Here is a 19201-nt window from a genome sequence, read left to right on the forward strand (position 1 = left end):
CTGGTTGTGTGTTCGGCGGTGATCGCCAGCGGCGAATGGAGGAGGGCTTCGAAACCGCAGCGGAGTTGATCGAGACCATGCGGGATGCGCAGTTCGGCGGGCCGGGCGAGTGCGACCGCACAGATCTCGGCGTGCGACAACGATTCAGTTGCTGGCTGCGTACGGGCGGCGCACCTTGTGCGCGGAGTCGATGACGCGGGCCACGGCGGAGCCGGACACGCCCACCTCCTTGGCGATGCCCGCGCTGGACCAGGACTGGTCGGCGAGGGTGAGGATGTCGGCGATCTGCTCGACCGGCAGCTTGGACAGACCCTGCTCGGCGATGTTCCGTGCGACCAAGCGGACCTCGTCCTCGGCGCTGTCCGGTTCCTGGTCGAGCTCGTCGTCCGCGTCCTCCTCGGCGATGGCGCGCTGGGTGGCGAGGATGATCTCGGTGCTGCGCGGACGCTGCGGTTCCGGTTCGGGCTCCAAGGTGAGCTGTTCGGCGGTTGCCTCGGCACGCTCGCGCGGCGCGGTGTCGTCAGCGCCGGACTTCGCGCCGGAAGCGTTGTGCCGCCGGGTGGTTCGGGCCCGCGCCGGTTCCGGCTGTTCGGAGTCATTGGGGTCGAGGATCGGCGTGGCTTCGTCGGTGACCGCGTGCTCATCGGGCGCGGGTGTCGGCTTGCCGCCGCGGACGGCCTGGAACTCGGCGAGATCGACAGCGTCCGTGGTGTTCACGGGCTCGGTCCCTTCGGCGGCATCCGAGCTCGGGTACGAAATAGTTTGCAGGGCATGGGAGCCCGCCCACATGGTCGGCGCCGTGCGACCGTTGCCGTTCACCGGTCGGAGCCGGGTCTGCGCGAAGTGGACCGGCTGCGCGGCGGCGTCGTTCGCGGTGTGGGCCGAGCGGCCGTTGGACGATCCGTTGCGTCGCGGTGTCCGCGGAGCGTCGTCTTCCTCGGCGAGGCCGCCGGTGAGCAACGAGAGCGGGACCAAGTACGACAGCCCGGCCATCGAAGCTTCATCCGTAGTCGCGTCCGGTCCGGGTTCCTCGTCCTCGGAGGCCGGAGTGTCCGCAGCGGTCGGAGCGTCCATGAAGGCAGGAGTCTCCGTGGAGGGCGGAGTGTTCTTGGAGGCGGGGGAGTTCGAGGTGGTCGGACTGCTCGTGGAGGCGTGAGAGTTCGTGGTCGGCGGAGTGCTCGAGGAGGCGCGAGAGTTCGAGGTGACCGGAGTGTCCGTGGAGGCGGGGGAGTTCGTGGCGGCGGAAACGGCTTCGGCGTAGGGGCCGTCGAGCGGCTGCTTCTCCGCGTCGGCGGCGGGCACGGAAGTCGGCCCGCCCCTGGTGTTCTCGAGCGGCTGCGGCTCGACATAGCCCGCCCGGAATCCGGCAGTGGTGTCGGCGCCGGACGTCGCGATCGCGCTCGGTCCACCGGCCGAGTCCACGACCAGTCCGGCGGTGTCCCATTGCCTCTCCGCGGACCCGTACGCCCCGCGCAACTTCGGCACCGCGGTGTCGTCCACGATCGGCACGCTGTCGATGAGCTGCGCGTACCGCGCGGCGACCCACGCGTGCAACCAGATCACCACGCCGACCATCGCGGGCGCGATCGCGTATTCGGCCGCTCGCCCGAGATCGCCCGCGGCCAGATGCGGTCCGGTGTTCAGCGCGACGGTGGTGCCGAGCAGCGCCGCCTCGAAGACGATCACCTTGCCGCGCGGGAGCTCCCGTCCCCAGCGGGCGGCGGTCGTCGCGACCACCATGATGGTGATGATCGGGATGGAGATCATCGCCTCGATGCCGTAACTGAGCCAGTACAGCGGATCCGACATATCGCCGCTCGGGACGAGGTTGTGCTGCACGTTCACCCCGGCCCACACCATGCCGAGGATGACGATGCCGATCAGCGCCCGCGAGGACCATTCGGCGCGGCGGTAGAGCTGGGCCAGCCGCGCGTCCTGGTTGGCGACGCGACGCCGGGCCGCCAGCGCGCGTCGGTGCCAGCGCGCGTCCGCTTCCTCGGCGCGGCGAAGGGCGGCCGTGGTGCGCCGGTCGAGCTTCTCGGCGGCCAGCTCGTCCTCGATGGCGCGCCGCCGCTGACCGCGCCGCTGCGCCCGGATCCATTCCGCGAGTTCGCGTTCCGCGGCGATCTCCGCGTCGGAAAGCACCTCGACCAATGCGGTGTCGTGCTGCAACGGCAGTTTCCCGCGCGCCGTCGCGACCCGTTGTGCCAGTGCCGCTATCTCGGAATTGCCGGTCGACGGTTCGTCGGGCATCGCGAGCCTTCCCTGGAGCCGATATCGTGCCGATTTCTCGGCGTCGACAAGTGTGCTCGAACATATGTGTGAACGCGATGAGACTAAACCGGCGGCCCGCCTCGGTCAATGCGAACGGCGGCAGCGCTCGAGAGCGCCGAGTGTCCGCCCAGGTAGCGCGGGCCCTTCGGGCGAAGATCAAGCGTCCTTATGGCACACGGCTTCCAGCAGCACGCCGTCGTACCCGATCCAGAAGGTCGCGAAATAAGGCGGCGGATACTCCGGGAATTCGCGCGGCGGATGGACTATTTCGTCGCCGCGCGAGGCCGCCCAGGAATGCACCGCGTCGACCTCGGCGCGCGTGCGCACCATGAAGGCGAGGTGTTGCAGTCCCGGTTTCACGCGCGAATATCCCGGCTGTTCGGCCGGATAGAAGAACAGATAGGTGCCGACTTTGCCGCGGGCGGGCCGGTAGGCGAACTGAGTGTCGTCCAGCAGGAAACGCTCGTAGTCGACGAGGGGCATCATTTCGTCGTAGTACGCACGCGACGCGGCGAGATCCGTGACGTTGATGCCGAGATGTCCGAGAGGCACTACTCGAACTTAGAACCGCGGCCGGCGACTGGGAAGCATGCTTGACGCGCCAAGCGACGCGGCACGGCATCGGGCCTAGGCCACTGTCGTCTGCCAGACGAGGGCGGCGGCCAAGGCGCCCGCGCCGTTGACGGACCAGTGCAGGGCGATGGGGGCGAGGAGGCTGCCGCTGCGGTGGCGCAGCCAAGTGAAGACGACGCCGGCGGCGGCGGTCGCGGCGACCGCGAGCAGAATGCCGACGATCTGTCCCGCCAGGCCGCCGCCGAGGAAGCCGGTGAGCCCGCGGTTGCTGGTCGTGAGGCCGAAAGACGAGGCGATGTGCCAGAGGCCGAAGAGCAGCGAGCCCGCCGCGAACACCCCGCGCGCGCCGTAGACGCGATCCAAGGTTCCGTGCAGCACGCCGCGGAAGGCGAGTTCCTCGGGGATGACGGTCTGTAGCGGGATGACGATCATCGACGCGATGAGTGCGCCGGAGATGGTGGCGTACCGGTCGGCGAGGAAGAACGGACGCGTCATCGGCAGCAGCGCACCGATGGCCACCGCCGCGAGCACGATGCCGACCGCGGCCAGGGCGTACAGCGATCCGCGCCGCCAGTGCCTGGGGGAGAGCCCGAGTTCGGCCCAGCCGAGTCCGCGCCTGCGGACCATGACGAGCAGGACGATCGCGGCGATGGGAACGGTGACGATGTTGGCCCACGCGGTGGTGAAGTGCGCGATCAGGTTGGTGCCCGCGAGGACGACGATCACGACCGCCACATCGATATAAGCGTGCAGTTTGCCGCGGGCCGGGGCTGCTTCCTCGAGGTCCGTTTGACGCACCCGGCCCAGTGTAGGGTCCGGCCCGCGCGGTTCGCCCTTGGTTGAGCGACTGATCACAGTGCCGGTCTTCCCGGCAGGCGCGGTCGCGCCGAGGCTATCCGTCGGCCAATCTGAATGAAACATGTTTCAGTTTTTTCGCCAAACCCGCCCGCGAGGAACTGGACGATCGATACAGTCCGCTCATGCGCACCCCGCGTGCGTTTCGAAGAGGAGTTTCCGAATGAGCGAACGAAGTGAGCGAATCATGTGCCAGCGCGCATCGCGCATGCCGGAGCCGAGCGCCAGCGAGGCGCGGGCATGAGCGAACGAAGTGAGCGAATCACATGTCTGGGCGCCGCGCGCACGCCGGAGCCGAGCGCGAGCGAGGCGCGGGCATGAGCGCAACCAAGAAGCGTGCCGGTCGACGGCTGGGCGCCGGCCTCACGGCGCTGGCCGCAGTGGGCTGCGCGGCGGTATTGGCCGCGCCCTATGCTTCCGCGACGATCGACAACCTCACCGTCTCGTCCAACAGCCTCCAGGCGGGCTGCACCTACCAGGTCACCGCGAAGGTGAACCACTGGTTCGAGGTCTGGTTCTACGACAACGCGCTGGTCATTCCGGGCAGCCCGGTCAAGCCGGTGAACGGCGAGGCGACCGTCCAGTGGAAGCCGAAGAAGTCGGGCACCCACACGCTGTCCGCGCTGCAAGGCCTCGCGTACGAGATCAAGGTGAACGTGGCCGAGCCCACCCTCACCGGCAGCGCCACCTGCGGCGCCGGGCCGCTGGCCTGGATGGGTTCCTGAGAGCCGCGCTCGCGGTGACGTAGCCACCACCGCGAGCGCTCAGGGCCGGTCGACATCCCCTGTTCCGTCGACCGGCCCTCCTTTCTTTTGTCAGCCCGCCCACGCGGCGTGGTCGGTCCACGCCGCGAGGCTTCGGGTCGTCTCGAAACGGCGCGGCTCTCCGGTGACCGGATCGGTGAATTCGAGCGACGCGGCGAGCAGCTGCAGTGGCCGCGTGAAATCGTGCACCGGCTTGTCGGTGAGGACCGGATAGAAATCGTCGCCGAGGATCGGCACGCCGAGGCCGTTCATGTGCAGGCGCAGCTGGTGGGTCCGGCCGGTCAGCGGTCGCAGCCGATAGCGGCCGAGCCCGTCGCGGTGTTCGAGCAGGTCGACGACGGTTTCCGCGTTGGGTTCGCCCTCGACCTCCTGGGCCGCGAGCACCTGCTTCTCCTTGACGATCCGGCTGCGCACCGTGCGCGGCAGGTCCAGCTCGGGCCGATAAGGGGCGATCGCCTCGTACTCTTTGCGCACCGCGCGCTTGTGGAACATGGTCTGGTACGCCCCGCGCCGGGCCGGGTCGACGACGAACAGCAGGAGCCCCGCGGTCACCCGATCGAGTCGGTGCGCGGGCACCAGATCGGGCAGATCCAATTCGTGGCGCAGCCGGACCAGTGCGGTCTGCCGGATGTGCTGCCCGCGCGGAATGGTGGCGAGGAAGTGCGGTTTGTCCACCACCAGCAGGTTCTCGTCGCGGTGGACGACGGTGATGTCGAACGGTACGTCGGTCTCGTCCGGCAGGTCGCGGTGGAACCACACGGCTCCGCCGGGGACGTACGGCGCGTCCGGCGTGAGGGGCCCTTCGAGGTCGACGATCTCGCCCGCGCGTAGCAGTTCATCGATCCGTTCCGGCGCGACACGGGGGAGCCGCTCGACCAGATGATCGCGAATCGTCGCCCACTCGCCCGATTCCGGCAGTCTCAGCCGGGCCGGGTCCAAGCCGTACCGCTTGGGCAGCGGCGGCTGCTGCCTTCTTCTCATCGCTGACGACTCTAATCGCCCCAGGTCAACCGGCCGCGACCGGGCGGCCGGAGCTCAGGCGTCGCGGCATCGCAACGATCGAGAACCGGAACGGTCGAGGACCGGGCCAGGGTGAACGCCGGTCCGCAGGCGAGCACCGGACCCGCGTGATGTGGCGCCGCCGCTTGCCTGCCGACAGCAACGGCCCGGTGCTCACGACCGAATCAGAAGCCGCGCAACCGATCCGGCGTAATCCGAATGGGCACAGAGTATTCCGCGTAGAACTCGTCGGCCGACATCTTGATGTCCGCCAGCCCCTCGGTGTACTTCTCTGTATACGAGGCGATTTCGTCGTCGGACGGCCTTTCCTCGATGATCCTCGCCGTCCCCGTCAACACCACCACGTCACCGCCGTGTTCGTTGCTGTTGAGGTTCAGCGAGACGCGCGGGTTGCGGGCGATATTGCGCACCTTGGCCTTGTCCGGCTGGCTGAACAGCAGGAACTCGCCGTCGCGCCACTGGAACCACACCGGGTTCGGTTGCGGCGTCCCGGAAGGACCGACGGTGGTGAGCCAGAGGACGTGCTCGCGGTCGAGGCGTTCGGCGACCTTGGCGCCGAATTCGGTGCCGGTGTCGACGACGGGCGCGGTGGGGCGATCGGATGCCGTTGAGGTCATGCTCTGGTCAACGCTGTCGAGCGGACGCCGATTCCGGTCGGCGCTGGTGTGTCCGAATATCGCGCGTTCAGGGCTCGGCGCGTTCGTCGAGCACCATGCGCCGCGCCTCGACCAGCGTCTGCCGCGCTCGTCGGCGCACCCGGCACAGTTCGACGGAGCATTGCAGATGGATCTGCATCGCGCGATGGGCCTGGGGCGCGGAGAGTTCCCCGGGATCGGCGTGGCAATCGGTAATGGCCGAAACAATCTGTGTGACAAACATTTCCACAACTCCGACTCTGGAGACGGGTAGATAACGGGGAAAGGTAGTTCCCGAGCCGGTGTTCCGGAACGGAGACGGGGCGCCGTTCACGCAACCTTCGACGCGGCGTCGGACGGCGGCAAGCCGGGTCTCCCGCCCGCAACCTGCGGTCGACCCCCGTTCGCCTGCCGTTCCACCACCCAAGGAAAGTTAGCCTTACCTATCTTCTTGTGTGATGATGGGCGCGGATTCCGGCGATACGCGCCAGAACGTCGAGAGGCGAGGACATATGACGGTGGAGGTCACCCCGCGCGCAGCGGCGGAGACGGGGAACCGGCCGCCCCGGGCGGTGGCGAAACAACGCAAGCAACAGCAGGCGCTGGCGCGCAAGGAGATTCTCGCGCCGGTGCAGGGGGCGCTGACGCTCGCCAGTCTCGTCATGGCGATCGCCTCGGTGTGCACCGTGGTGCCGTTCATCCTGATCGTCGAGGCCTGTCGCGAGCTGCTCGACGCCACGGCGGACACCGATCGGGTGTGGCGGCTGTTCGTTCTCGCCATGCTGGTGCTGCTGGTGCGCGCCCTGCTGCAGGCGGCGGCGCTGACCTGGACGCACCTGGTGGACGGCGGCTACCAGCTCACCGTGCGCCGCGCGCTCGCCGCCAAGCTGACCAGGGTGCCGCTCGGCTGGTTCGGCGAGCACGGGTCGGGCGAGGTGAAGAAGTACCTGCAAGACGATGTCGAGGCGCTGCACTACCTGGTGGCGCACGCGCGGCTGGAGTTCGTCGGCGCGCTGCTCGTGCCGCTGGTTTCGCTCGGCTATCTGTTCACCGTGGACTGGCGGCTGACTCTGGTCCTGCTGCTGCCGCTGCTCGCCTACGCCATGGCTTTCCGCAAGATGATGGATCGCGAGAGCATGGACCGCCTCGCGGTCTACACACGCTGGGAGCGCCGGGTGCAACAGGCGACCATCGAGTTCGTCGACGGCATCCAGGTGGTGCGGGCCTTCGGGCAGGCGGGCAAGGCGCATCGCGAGTTCCAAGACGCCGTCGACGGCCAGGCCGACAGCTTCGACCGGTGGAAGACGCCGATGATCCGGCTCCAGGCGGTGGCCGACATCATGATCTCCCCGGTGTTCGTGATGCTGGTGATCGTGGCCGCCGGATTGGCGGGCGTCGGCGCGAACTGGCTTGCCCCGCTCGACGTGCTGCCGTTCCTGCTGGTCGGTCTCGGTCTCGGCAGCGCGCTGCTCGGCCTCGGCTACGGGGGACAGGCGCTGCGCGCCGCGGGCGCGGCGGCCGAGCGCCTGTACGAGGTGCAGCAGAGTCCCGAACTCGCCTCCGCCGCAACGGAATCCGGCGGACCGAGCCACGCGGAGCCGGGCCTCGTCCGTTTCGAATCCGTAGGGTTCGGCTACCGCGACGGCCACGACGTGCTGCGCGAGATCGACCTGGAGCTGCGGCCGGGCACCATCACCGCGCTGGTCGGCCCCAGCGGTTCCGGCAAGTCGACGCTGGCCAAACTGCTGCCGCGCTTCTACGACGTCGGGTCCGGCCGGATCACCATCGGCGGCCGCGATATTCGCGACTATCCGAGCGAGGAGCTCTATCGCACCGTCGGTTTCGTCTTCCAGGACGTGCGGCTGATCCGCGGCACCGTCCGGGAGAACCTGCGGCTCGCGGCCCCCGACGCCGACGACGCCGCGCTGGAGCGGGCCGCCCGCGCCGCCCAGATCCACGACCGCGTCCTCGCGCTGCCCCGCGGCTACGACTCCGAGATCGGCGTCGACGCCACGCTCTCCGGCGGTGAGGCGCAACGGCTTTCGGTGGCCCGCGCGCTGCTCGCCGACACGCCCGTGCTGGTGCTGGACGAGGCGACCGCTTTCGCCGACCCCGAGTCGGAGGCGGCCGTGCAGGACGCGCTTGCTGCGCTTGTGGCCGGGCGCACTGTCTTGGTCATCGCGCACCGGTTGCACACCATCACCGGTGTGGACCGGATTCTGGTGCTGGAGAACGGATCCCTCGTCGAGCAGGGCGACCATCGCACTTTGTGTGCGGCGGGCGGCGTCTACCAGCGGCTCTGGGAGATCAACGAGGCGGCCATCGGCGCGGTCTCGCTCGTGGAAAGTGAGGCAGCCCGATGATACGCAAGATATTCGGACTGGTGCCCGCCGAATTCGCTCCGCTGACAACGCGTTTGCTCGTCGCGATCGTGATGCAGGCGATCAGTCAGGCGATCGGGTATCTGCTGTTGGTGCCGGTGCTCGAGTCACTGTTCGACGACGACCTCGGCCGCGCCTGGTTCTGGGCGCTGCTGATGCTGCTCGCCGTCGGCGCCGTCGCGGTGTTCGGCTACCTGCAAGCCTCGCTCGGCCTGCGCATCGCGGTCGGCATGCAGCGCGGACTGCAAACCCGGCTCGGTGATCACCTGAACGCGCTGCCGCTGGGCTGGTTCGAAACCCGCAGCGCGGGACCGCTCTCGCGGGTCACGGTGGAGAACGTGCGCGAAATCCAAGGCACCGTGGCCTATCTGATCGCCAAGGTGGTCAGCGGCATCGTGGTCCCGCTCGGCGTCGCCGTCGGCATGCTGTTCGTCGACTGGCGGATCGCGCTGGCCATGCTGCTCGCCGCCCCGGTGCTGTTTCTCGTCAACGGCCTCGCGGGCCGCGCCTACCATCGGGCCGACCGCGGCATGCACGAGGCCGCGGCCGAAGCCGATTCGCGCGTGGTGGAATTCGCGCAGGCACAGCCGGTGCTGCGCGCGTTCGGTGCGGTCGGGTCTGGCAACAAGGCGCTGGACGGCGCGCTGCGGCAGCAGCGTTCGGCCAACACCAGGATGGTCTTCACCTCGGTGCCGAGCCTGATCGTCTTCGCGCTCTTCGTGCAGGCCGTGTTCCTGGTCCTGGTCTATGTGGTGATCGCCAGGGTGACCGACGGCGCCGTCTCGGTCGCCGTCGCGATCGCGCTGATCGCGGTGAGTTCGCGCTTCATCGAGCCGCTGAATCAGGCCGCGCAGCTGGGCAACGGATTGCGCTCGGCCGCCGCCGCGGTCGACAGGGTCACCGCATTGCTCGCCGAAAAGTCGCTGCCCGAAGCGAATTCGCCGGTGACGCCGGGCGTGCCGACCGTGATCTTCGACAACGTGAGCTTCGGCTACCGCCCGGGCGAACCGGTCCTCTCCGACATCACCTTCAGCGTCCCCGCCGGGACCACGACGGCGATCGTCGGCCCCAGCGGCGCGGGCAAGACGACGCTGCTTCGGTTGGCCGCGCGGTTCTACGACGTGGACGCCGGACGGGTCGCGGTCGGCGAACACGATGTGCGCGATCAGCCTTCGGAGACGCTGCTCGACCAGCTGTCGCTGGTCTTCCAGAACGTCTACCTGTTCGACCGGTCGGTGGCGGACAACATCCGGATCGGCCGCCCCGAGGCCACCGACGCCGAGGTGCGCCGCGCCGCCGAGGCCGCGCGGGTGGACGAGATCGCCGAGCGCCTGCCGGACGGCTACGACACCGCCGTCGGCGAGGGCGGCGCCGCGCTGTCCGGCGGTGAGCGGCAACGGGTCTCGATCGCCCGCGCACTGCTGAAGGACGCGCCGATCGTGCTGCTGGACGAGGCGACCAGCGCGCTGGACCCGCACAGCGAGGCGGTGGTGGTGCGCGGCGTGCACGAACTCACCAGAGGCAAGACCGTGATCGTGGTAGCGCACCGGCTGGCCACCATCGCGCACGCGGACCAGATCCTGTTCGTGGATGGCGGTCGCATCGTGGAACGCGGCACGCACGTCGAGCTGCTGGCGCAAGGCGGTCGGTACGCCGACTTCTGGAACGAGCGCAGCCGCGCGTCCGGCTGGCGGTTGGAGGCGGCCGCGGTGTGACGCGGTGAGGACGAGATCGGGCCGCCGCGGAGTGTTCCGCGGCGGCCCGATCGGTTCCGTCACCGGCTTACGCCTGCCGGACGGAGCTCGTCGACAATCCGCTCATGGCCGTAGCAAAGGCGGAGTACGCACGGTTCGCGTTGTCGGGCGGAGTCCATCCTCAGTCCGCGCATGGCCGGGGCGAAGGCGGAGGTGCCCTTACTTCCAGTAGGCCAGGTACTTCAGCTGGGACTTCGGCAGGTTGTGGGTTTGCTTGAGGGTCTTGACGATCGAGCGGGTGGTGTGGCCGTCGCAGGCGACCCAGGCGAAAGCGTCTGCGGGGCAGGTGATCTCCTGCGATTGTTCGCGCAGGAGTCGTCCGTCGTCGATGCGTTGCAGCCAGGTGATCTGGTGGTGGGGTTTGTTGCGTACGGGCAGGGTCTGGTCGGATTCGTATTGCCATTCGAGCCAGACGCGGGCGGGTGCGTCGCCGATCGCGTCGAGTAGCGAGTTGATCGCGGGCAGTGAGGCGGTGTCGCCGAACACCAGGTATTCGCTGGGAGCGGCCTTGGGCAGCTCGAACTTCGACCCGAGTACCGACGCCTCGATCTCGTCGCCGACCTTCGCCTGCTGCGCCCACGCGCTGGCCGGGCCGGTGTGCACGGCGAACTCGATGTGGAAGTGGTCGTTCGCGGGGTCCTGATCGATGATCGTGTATGGGCGGTGGTGCAGCTTGTCGGTCTCCGCGTCCGGGATCCACAGCCGGATGAACTGCGTCGGATGCGCCGAGTGGTCGGCCAGCAACCCGCCGGCGGTGAACCCGATTCGCTGGAATTTGTCGGTGATCGCCTCGGTCGACGTCACGCGCAGTCGGTAGTCGTCGGCGCGCCACACCTTCATGATTACGCCGTTTGCCCCTCGTCCCATGGGGTAAGGGTAGCCTACCCACGCTTGCGAGCGTAGTCCGTCCTCGGATCGCGCATGGCCGGAGCGGTCGCGATGTCCACGGTCGCCCGCTGCGTTGCCACCGCGGCCCGGGCGATCCGCCGATCACCGCCCGACGGGTCCACCCCGAATATCGCGGTGCGCCGCGGCCGCCGCGGCAACGTCCTGGCGTGATCCACCGAGCGGTCCGCTCAGAAACGCCCCCAAGATGTCTGCCGTGGCCCGCTGCGTCGCCACCGGCCCGCGCGATCCGCCGATGATCTGTGCCACCGCGAACCGGCCCGGTCCGGAGAGGAACAGCGGAACATCGGTGAAGCTGTAGTGATTGGCGTCGCCGACCTCGAAACGAAAGCCACCCGAACGCAGCCCGCCGAGCAGCGCGGCATTGCGATCCAGGAACTGCGCGGAGTGTCCCGTCTCGGCGTGCTCGCTCTCCACCAGCAGGAACGGCTGGCGCAGTGGGCGTTCGGGGAGGTCGCCGTAGAGGGTGCCGTCGATGTTCGCGGCGGCGCGGATGCGCTCGTCGTCGGCGGCCGCGGCGGCTGCGGCGGCGCCACCGAACGAATGCCCGATGGCGGCGACGTGTTCGGTGTCGAGATGGCCGGAGAGCCGAGAGCCGAGCGCGCCGGGCCGGTCGAGTTGATCGATGACGAATCGCAGGTCGGCCGCCCGGATCGCCTGCTGCTCGCTCATGTACCGCTCTCCGGCGGCCTCGTCGGACGGGAAGTCGTCCACCGGCGTCGCGAGGCGTCCGTCGGCGAGCTCGACCACGGCCGTCTCGTAGGGGTGGTCGACGGCGAAGACCACGAACCCGCGGCTGGCCAGGTCGGCGACCAGCCCGGTGTAGAACGCGCGCGGCGCACCGTATCCCGGCGAGAACAGCACCACCGGCCAGCGGTCGCGGTCTCGGGCCACGGACGCGTGGTCGTCGCCGTGCGTGTCGATGCGGTCGTAGCCGCGCAGGAGAAAGCTCGGGATCTGGCTCACCCGCCCCGGCAGGCTGCCCAGTCCGTCGAGGTAGCGTGAGCCGCTTCCGGTCAGCTCGGCGGCCGGATACCAGGCCTGCGCGATGACGTTGCGATGATCGGCCGGGTCGTCCGTCGCGGTCTCCGGCCGGTCCGGATCGACCCAGCGGAAGGTCTCGGTGCCGACCGGATACGGCCCGCTCGGCGCGGGCAGCGTCGGCACCGGCGGCAGAACCCACGCGAAAGCCGCTGCGACGACGAGCATTCCGACCCCCACGCGCGCCGCGATCCCGCCGACCCGCCCGCTCGGTCGCATCATGACGAACCACGCGGTGGCCACCAGCAGCAGGTACGTCGGAACGAACTGCCAGTAGAACCCTTCGCGCAGCCACTGGACCGCCGCGACGAGCGCCACCGCGCCGAGCAGCCCCAGCGCGGGCGCACGCCCGATTCGCGCGGTGCACATCACCACCACCGCGCACACGATCGCCGCCACGGCGATCACCGCATCGATGAACGACATACCCGCCTCGCTTCCGCTCGGACAACGGATTCGAGCTCCAGCCTGCCGCGCGATCGAAGCATCGCGCGTCAGCAGCAGGTCGCGAGTGGATCGTCCGCAGGGATGACCGAAGGGTAGGAGTTCGCCGATTTCACTCTGCCGGACGGAGTTCGTCACCAGGTCTCCGCATGGCCGGTCAAGTCGCAGGCCTACTGGCTAGTGCCTTGTCCCGGAAGGTTGATGCGGTAATCGCCGGGGTGGCGGGTTGAACCGGAGGCCTTGACCGGCGATGCTGCCGGTGGAGGTGATGCCGGTGGCTCGCAAGCCGGATGTGTTCGGCAGAGCGGTGACTCCGGAGGAGGGTCGCAAGCTGGCCCAGATCGCCCGGCGTAGCAAGGTGCCGGTGCGGATGCGGCGGGCGGTGGTGGTGATGGCCTCGGCCCAGCATCAACCGGTCGGGGCGATCGCGAAGTTGATGCAGGTCTCGGAAGCTTATGTGCGGCAAGTGATTCACGACTTCAACGCGCATGGATTCGAGGCGCTGGACCCAAAATGGAGCGGGGGCAGGCCGACGAAGACCGATCAAGCGACGCGTGATCGGATCTGTCAGATCGCCCGGTGCTGCCCCCGTGACCTGGGGTGGCCGTTTGCGACGTGGAGTCTGTCCAAACTGCGGGATGTGCTGCGGGCCAACGGGATCGCTGACATCAGCAAAGAGACGCTGCGGCAGATCCTCAAAGCCTGCGGGGTGTCGTGGCAGGCCACCAAGACCTGGAAGGCCAGCAACGACCCGGAATTCACCGAGAAGATGGCCCGCGTGCTCGATCTCTATGACAACCCGCCCGCCGACGGGCGCGTGCTCTGCGTGGACGAGTTCGGGCCCTTGAACCTGCAACCGCGTCCCGGCCGCGGCTGGTTCACTCGCCGCAAGCCGAAACGGTTGCGCGCCACCTACCATCGCACCCAGGGCGTGCGGCACATGTTCGGCGCTCTCGATTTGGCCACCGGTCAGTTGTACTACCGCATCCGGGACCGGAAACGCTGGACGGAGTTCCTGGCCTTCCTCAAAACCCTTCGCGCGCGTTCTCCGGGCGAGAAACTGTATCTGATCTGCGACAACTACTCGGTTCACAAGCGCCGTGAGGTCCGCGATTGGTGCGCGGACAACGCGATCGAGTTGGTGTTCCTGCCAACGTATTCGTCGTGGTTGAACCGCATCGAGTGCGAGTTCGCCGCGCTGCGGTACTTCGCGCTCAACGGCACCGACCACCGCAGCCACGGCGAACAAGACGACGCGATCGGCGACTACATCCGCTGGCGCAACCAGCACGCCGGACCCGTCCGAGACTTCGCCGTCGGGTCGAAGATCCGGCAGCCGGATTACCTACCGAAGGTTGCTTGACGAGGCACTAGCGCGCGAGCAATTGCCGGCGCGCCCTCGTCGATGACCGTCAAGAGCTCCAACTGCACCGATCCGTCGGCTGGCTGGCCATCCGCTTGCCCAGCGACCGGCCCGGCGGTGGAGTTGCAGACAGGCACCGCGACACCTCGCCGGACCGGGTCAGCGCCAACGGAGGGTCCGTGCCGAACCTCGCAGCGGCGAGGATAGGCGAGTTCACACGGGCGCGGAGATCCGGCCCGCAGCTGAGACTCCGGTTACGTAGGTGCTTCAGAACCTTGAGAACTCAACACTTAAGAGTCGAATTACCGTAGGTCAGAACACCTTTCGCCATCCTGGAGGATCGCAAGGCGCTAGCATGATTGGTCGAGGTCAACGGCGGTCATATATTGTCCGTTGAGTCGCTATCCACGATAGGGGGTTCGTCCATGTCCACGACGGCCGGTGACGGCGGTCCAGAGCTCTGGGTAGTCCCGACCGAGGTTTCCGACGCGGGGAAGTTCGTTCAAGCAGTGTCAGAGACGTTGGTGAGCGGTTTGCATTCGGTGGATGCGGACGTGGATCGGCTATTGGAGTCATGGCAGGGCGGGCGGGCGCAGTCGTATCGCGAGGGGTGGGATGAGACTAAGCAGGGGGCACTGAAAGTGCTTGCGTCACTGGCGACGATGGCGAAAACGTTGGGTGTGACCAGCGCTGCCTATGTCGAAACTGATTCGAATAACGCGCTGCGGACCAGTTCGTTGGATCTTCCCTGATCGCCGGAACATGGTGACGCTACGCGTGATTCGTGAATTATCGGGAGGGCAAGCCGATGGACGGCTATAGGGTTAATCTTGATGAGCTGGAACAGATTACGGCCCGGATGCAGGGATTCTCGGGATTCCTTACCGAATCGTTACAGGGTCTGCAGCAGCGCATGGCCGCGCTGCATCAGACATGGTCGGGGGAAGCCGCTACCGCGCAGAGCGAAGCGTTTACCCAGTGGATGACCGCTGCCGGTAAGGTCGCTGAGGGGATTGCGGCAATGCGTGATGCCTCCGCGGATGCGCGTACAAGCTATATCGATGCGGTGGAAACGAACTTGCGGACGTTGGGGTTACGGTAAAAATTCGTGGCACCGAGCGATAAAGAAGTTGTAGTTACTCCGAAAACGTTTTACGACGCTGGCACTGATTGCATTAATGCCGCAGGCGCGTTTGATGCTTTTTTCACCCTTGCGATGGGAGGCCTGATCGAATGCGAGACGATGGGTGGCAGCTTCGCTGCGGCCAAAGATTGGTCTCGATCATACGATGACCGGGCCAGTGAATTAACCAACCTCGCTGCTGATTTAGTTACCGCGTTGGCGAATTACAGTGACATTGTCACCAACCTGGGTTATGTTCACGCCCTGGCCGACAACAACCCAAATAACGATGACCCTCCGAAAGCGCTCCCGTTACTCAAAGGTGTCGCGAAGACTTCACCCCCTTCAGCGGGTGGTCCTGGGCAAGGATTGGTCGACAAACTTGCAATCGGGTTGATTGAACAGCTCGGGGTTTCGGTCCCAGATGGCAATACCGATCGGCTCGACTTGGCACGCAGAATATGGGAAACGATGGCCACCGACGAGGTGATCGTTACCAATATCGCCAAGCTGCAAAAGTTACCCGGCACGTTCGACGGCCAGAAGTCCGACGATATCACCGCAGTTCTGGAGGACTTGAAGCAACTCCACAACGCTGCCGTTGATTTGCAACATGCGTGCGGTGAACTCGCCAGTTCGTGCGGTGACCACCGTGCCGCATTGATAGACCTTCGGGATAGGATCACCAAGGCGCTAGAAGATGCCGCGAAGGATGCCGGCGTAACGATCGTATGTGAAGTGGGAGCCGTCGGGCTGACTTTGCTAGGCAGACCGGACGCTGCTGCAGCATTGACCGGTGACAGGGCCAAGAAGCTGGCTGAAGGTATCGGCGGGATCGTCATCGAATGGACCAATACGAAGGGTATTGCGTCGGGCGTCAAGAAGACCCGAGACCTCGGACCTGCACGTACCAATCTTCAACGTATCAAAGAGCTCAAGAGGAAGACCAGCGCAGCGAACCCAACCAACGGCCTTGGCTCCCAATGGAGTAAGGTTACGGGGCCTGTTCCGAGCAGTATCTCTATCACCGAGCTCAGGAAGATTCATATCCTCGACGGAGACGGGAGCGACGACGTTAACAGCGGAGGGCATGCGCCTGGGACAGGCATACCAGGTAAGACCGAATTCCCGGACAATAAGACTTGGACGGACGACCACATTATCAATAGCATTCAAGATGTTGCTAAGAATCCCGATCAGGTTCCTGTTCTTCAGAAGCACGGAACTTGGTTGGTCACTGGTACGCGGGATGGTGTTGTCATAGAGGTCGTCGTCGACACGTCGGGCAACATCATCACGGGCTATCCGGTCAGTGGTCCGGGCGTGTATAAGAACGACGCAAATGGCAACCCGATCAAATAGAACTTAGGTGACACTGATGGATTCTGATGATAGGCCCAGCACTCGACGCAAAAGGCGACAGTTCACTCCGGAGCAGAAGGCTAAATTAGCCAAGCTGAACAACGATTCCCGGGAACTTCTAGAACGGTTCTCGGACCGCCTTCGGCCCGAAGCGCTAGCTCAGTACCGGACTTTCAGTGAGGTCGGCGAGTGGACGTTGTTGATCGATAACCTTTGCGCCACTCTGGTGAAAGATCAAATTTTGGTCAGCGCGGCCGAGCGTGATGCCTTAGCTGATCTCCTGCCATTGTTTGGAAACCCTAAAGAAAATTCCTCCATGTTTTATATAGAGAGTTATGAGCGGGTGCTTGCGGAGTTGAATGTGGGCCACGAATAGAGCTGGATGGCGAAAGCCGCTGATTCGAGGGTGAGCAGGTGGGCGCGACCGGGCAGGATGAGGTCATGGACGCGGACAAGGCCAAGCAACTGCACGAGACCTGGGAAGCGATGAAGCGCAAGCTCGACGAGACAATGGACACCCACGGCCAGGAGCTCACCGAGGCGCTGCACCGGCTTGACGGCGACGACAAGCTGGTCAATGACCTTCGGATGAGATGGGCCGAGTCCACGGTGCGGATGCACAGCCTCGCCGACCACGTGGTCTTCGCCGGCCTGCCCCCGCTCCATTTTGGGTCCAGCGCCTCGAATCCATGCGCGTTGAAGTCGTGAATCACTTGCCGCACATAAGCTTCCGAGACCTGCATCAACTTCGCGATCGCCCCGACCGGTTGATGCTGGGCCGAGGCCATCATCACCACCGCCCGCCGCATCCGCACCGGCACCTTGCTACGCCGGGCGATCTGGGCCAGCTTGCGACCCTCCTCCGGAGTCACCGCTCTGCCGAACACATCCGGCTTGCGAGCCACCGGCATCACCTCCACCGGCAGCATCGCCGGTCAAGGCCTCCGGTTCAACCCGCCACCCCGGCGATTACCGCATCAACCTTCCCGGACAAGGCACTAGCCAGGCAACGGGCCTTATCGCGCGGTGCCGGTGCGGGGTACTTCGTCGGTGGGGTGTGTGGTTGCGTTGTCGGACGTTGTTCGGTGGGTTTCGCCTCGTCAGTGCAGGCGCGGTTGTCCCAGGTATTCCTCGAACGGTGCTGGGCACGTTGGGAGCCGTACCCGGCTTACCTCCCGCAGTCGTTGAGCGCGGGCGTAACTCCCGGCGTGGTCATCTGGCTGTGGTTGCGTTCTCTGGGTAACGGGGTGGGATTGTCGGGAAGTATGCGAGGGTTGGGGTTGCGCTGCTGTCGAGAGCAGGTGTGCCGGCCCAATATGTGGGAATGCCGGGAGTCCTGAAAATCGACGGTAGTCAAATGGTTGCTAATTGATCTTGAACAACCACCATTTGACTACCGTCGAATCCATTTCTCTATCGACGGTAGTCAAATGGTGGTTGGGGAGTTGACAGGCCGATCTCTTTCCGCTTTCCACTCTCTAGACGCAACCAGAGCCGGTCGACCACGCTGGAATCCAACATGCGCACCACAACTGCGGTAGGTAAGCCGGGTACGGCACACGACGCGCCCAGCACCGCTCCGAGGCAAACCTGGGTAGGCGAATCCTCTTGGACACCTGCAACATTGGGAACAGTCAACCGAACGCAACACCTAAGCCGAGCCCAGCCCAGGTCAAACCTCTTCAGGGCCTGCGACATTGGGAACGTTAACCCCAACGCGGGGACGCGGCGGCGCTGCATCGACTTTGATCCCGCTGCCGCCGTGCTCGCCTATCCATAACACCAAATCCAAACCGGGCCAAGAACCGAGGTGTAGGTTGAACCGCCTACAGCCCGCTATGACCGGAGCAAATGCGGAGGTACGCACAGTCGGTGCTGCCGGACGGAGTCCGCCAACAGCCCATGCTGGAGCGAATGCGAGACCCCTATTTCCAGTAAGCCTGCGACTTGATCGCGGTCTTCGGCAGATTGTGGGTTTGCTTGAGGGTCTTGACGATCGAGCGGGTGGTGTGGCCGTCGCAGGCGACCCACGCGAAAGCGTCCGTGGGGCAGGAAATCTCCTGCGATTGTTCGCGCAGCAACCGGCCGTCGTCGATGCGTTGCAGCCAGGTGACCTCGTGCTGCGGCTTGTTGCGGACCGGCAGGGTCTGATCGGATTCGTATTGCCATTCCAGCCAGACGCGGGCGGGTATGTCGCCGATCGCGTCGAGTAGTGAGTTGATCGCGGGCAGTGAGGCGGTGTCGCCGAACATCAGATATTCGCTCGGAGTGGCTTCGGGGAGTTCGAATTTGGAGCCGAGCACCGACGCTTCGAGTATGTCGCCTACCGCCGCGTTCACGGACCAGCGCGCGGCGGGGCCGTCGTGCAGGGCGAATTCGATGGAGAACTTGTCGGCTTCGGGATCGGGGTCCACCAGTGTGTAGCCGCGGTGGTGCAACTGCTCGGTCTCGAGGTCCGGGATCCACAGGCGGATCCACTGGGTCGGGTGCACCGGATGGTCGGCGAGCAGGCCGCCCGCGTCGAAGCCGAGCCGAATGTATTTGTCCGTGATGTATTCCGTCGCGGTGACGGTGAGCCGGTAGTCCTGACCGCCCCACGCTTTCACAATGACGCCGTTGAAACCTCTGCCCATGGCAGGTGAGGTTAGCCTAAGCTGAGTTGAATGTCACTAGCTGTGCCGAGACGACGTCGGCCCCCGCCGCGGC

Annotated in this window: 18 protein-coding genes; 8 read left to right on the forward strand and 10 right to left on the reverse strand. The window is 66.1% G+C overall.

Translation table 11 applies throughout. The annotated features are described in order from the left end of the window. Positions 1-144: 144 nt before the first annotated feature. The 3 genes from AB0H50_RS22545 to AB0H50_RS22555 form a co-directional block, all read right to left on the reverse strand. Positions 145-2253 carry a hypothetical protein gene (locus tag AB0H50_RS22545; protein ID WP_357455848.1) on the reverse strand — a complete coding sequence of 703 codons (2109 nt, stop codon included), beginning with the start codon at positions 2251-2253 and terminating at the stop codon, positions 145-147. Positions 2254-2430: 177 nt separating this feature from the next. Further along, entirely contained in the window at positions 2431-2826 is a 396-nt protein-coding gene (locus tag AB0H50_RS22550; RefSeq protein WP_357455851.1) for a VOC family protein, read from the reverse strand. A 75-nt stretch (positions 2827-2901) separates the two neighbouring features. Next, positions 2902-3645 (reverse strand): CPBP family intramembrane glutamic endopeptidase, encoded by a 744-nt coding sequence (locus AB0H50_RS22555; protein WP_357455854.1) that lies wholly within the window; start codon positions 3643-3645, stop codon positions 2902-2904. Positions 3646-4019: 374 nt separating this feature from the next. Between AB0H50_RS22555 and AB0H50_RS22560 the strand changes: the two genes are divergently transcribed. Further along, a complete protein-coding gene (locus AB0H50_RS22560) occupies positions 4020-4427 on the forward strand; it encodes a hypothetical protein (protein ID WP_357455857.1) in 408 nt (135 codons plus the stop codon). Between the two features lie 90 nt (positions 4428-4517). On the opposite strand, the gene AB0H50_RS22565 is transcribed toward AB0H50_RS22560, so the two are convergent. The 3 genes from AB0H50_RS22565 to AB0H50_RS22575 all read right to left on the reverse strand — a co-directional run bounded on the left by AB0H50_RS22565 (position 4518) and on the right by AB0H50_RS22575 (position 6365). Beyond that, positions 4518-5447, reverse strand: a complete 930-nt coding sequence (locus AB0H50_RS22565; protein WP_357455860.1) for an RluA family pseudouridine synthase — start codon at positions 5445-5447, stop codon at positions 4518-4520. Between the two features lie 203 nt (positions 5448-5650). Continuing rightward, the gene (locus AB0H50_RS22570; RefSeq protein WP_357455863.1) at positions 5651-6103 is read right to left on the reverse strand and encodes a TIGR03667 family PPOX class F420-dependent oxidoreductase; all 453 of its coding nucleotides are present in this window, start codon (positions 6101-6103) and stop codon (positions 5651-5653) included. Between the two features lie 67 nt (positions 6104-6170). Then, a complete protein-coding gene (locus AB0H50_RS22575; protein ID WP_357456142.1) occupies positions 6171-6365 on the reverse strand; it encodes a hypothetical protein in 195 nt (64 codons plus the stop codon). Positions 6366-6633: 268 nt separating this feature from the next. Between AB0H50_RS22575 and AB0H50_RS22580 the strand changes: the two genes are divergently transcribed. Together AB0H50_RS22580 and AB0H50_RS22585 are read left to right on the forward strand one after the other, a co-directional pair. Further along, complete coding sequence (locus AB0H50_RS22580) at positions 6634-8484, forward strand: ABC transporter ATP-binding protein (protein WP_357455866.1); 1851 nt, start codon at positions 6634-6636, stop codon at positions 8482-8484. Continuing rightward, complete coding sequence (locus AB0H50_RS22585; RefSeq protein ID WP_357455868.1) at positions 8481-10217, forward strand: ABC transporter ATP-binding protein; 1737 nt, start codon at positions 8481-8483, stop codon at positions 10215-10217. Before AB0H50_RS22580 ends, AB0H50_RS22585 begins: the two co-directional genes overlap by 4 nt. Positions 10218-10415: 198 nt before the next feature. Here the strand turns inward: AB0H50_RS22585 and AB0H50_RS22590 are convergent, their stop codons facing one another. Next, a complete protein-coding gene (locus tag AB0H50_RS22590; protein ID WP_357455871.1) occupies positions 10416-11123 on the reverse strand; it encodes a siderophore-interacting protein in 708 nt (235 codons plus the stop codon). A gap of 123 nt (positions 11124-11246) precedes the next feature. Further along, on the reverse strand, positions 11247-12629 hold the full coding sequence (locus AB0H50_RS22595; protein WP_357455874.1) for a hypothetical protein: 1383 nt from the start codon (positions 12627-12629) through the stop codon (positions 11247-11249). Between the two features lie 292 nt (positions 12630-12921). On the opposite strand from AB0H50_RS22595, the gene AB0H50_RS22600 reads away from it, so the two are divergent. The 5 genes from AB0H50_RS22600 to AB0H50_RS22620 all read left to right on the forward strand — a co-directional run bounded on the left by AB0H50_RS22600 (position 12922) and on the right by AB0H50_RS22620 (position 16871). Next, on the forward strand, positions 12922-14010 hold the full coding sequence (locus tag AB0H50_RS22600) for an IS630 family transposase (protein WP_357455877.1): 1089 nt from the start codon (positions 12922-12924) through the stop codon (positions 14008-14010). 425 nt (positions 14011-14435) lie between these two features. Next, positions 14436-14762: a WXG100 family type VII secretion target gene (locus AB0H50_RS22605; RefSeq protein ID WP_097245081.1), complete on the forward strand. Its 327-nt coding sequence runs from the start codon at positions 14436-14438 to the stop codon at positions 14760-14762. A 32-nt stretch (positions 14763-14794) separates the two neighbouring features. Further along, on the forward strand, positions 14795-15112 hold the full coding sequence (locus AB0H50_RS22610) for a WXG100 family type VII secretion target (protein ID WP_357400934.1): 318 nt from the start codon (positions 14795-14797) through the stop codon (positions 15110-15112). 6 nt (positions 15113-15118) lie between these two features. Then, complete coding sequence (locus tag AB0H50_RS22615; RefSeq protein WP_143861409.1) at positions 15119-16495, forward strand: EndoU domain-containing protein; 1377 nt, start codon at positions 15119-15121, stop codon at positions 16493-16495. A 16-nt stretch (positions 16496-16511) separates the two neighbouring features. After that, complete coding sequence (locus tag AB0H50_RS22620; protein ID WP_143861410.1) at positions 16512-16871, forward strand: MafI family immunity protein; 360 nt, start codon at positions 16512-16514, stop codon at positions 16869-16871. Here the strand turns inward: AB0H50_RS22620 and AB0H50_RS22625 are convergent. Both AB0H50_RS22625 and AB0H50_RS22630 read right to left on the reverse strand, forming a co-directional pair. Then, positions 16795-17424 (reverse strand): helix-turn-helix domain-containing protein, encoded by a 630-nt coding sequence (locus tag AB0H50_RS22625; RefSeq protein WP_357455880.1) that lies wholly within the window; start codon positions 17422-17424, stop codon positions 16795-16797. The two genes, AB0H50_RS22620 and AB0H50_RS22625, sit on opposite strands and share 77 nt — an antisense overlap. 996 nt (positions 17425-18420) lie before the next feature. After that, complete coding sequence (locus AB0H50_RS22630; RefSeq protein ID WP_357455883.1) at positions 18421-19128, reverse strand: siderophore-interacting protein; 708 nt, start codon at positions 19126-19128, stop codon at positions 18421-18423. Between the last annotated feature and the right edge of the window lie 73 nt (positions 19129-19201).

Origin of the sequence: Nocardia sp. NPDC050793, assembly GCF_040654065.1 — a bacterium.
In the GTDB taxonomy this organism is placed as follows: Bacteria; Actinomycetota; Actinomycetes; order Mycobacteriales; family Mycobacteriaceae; genus Nocardia.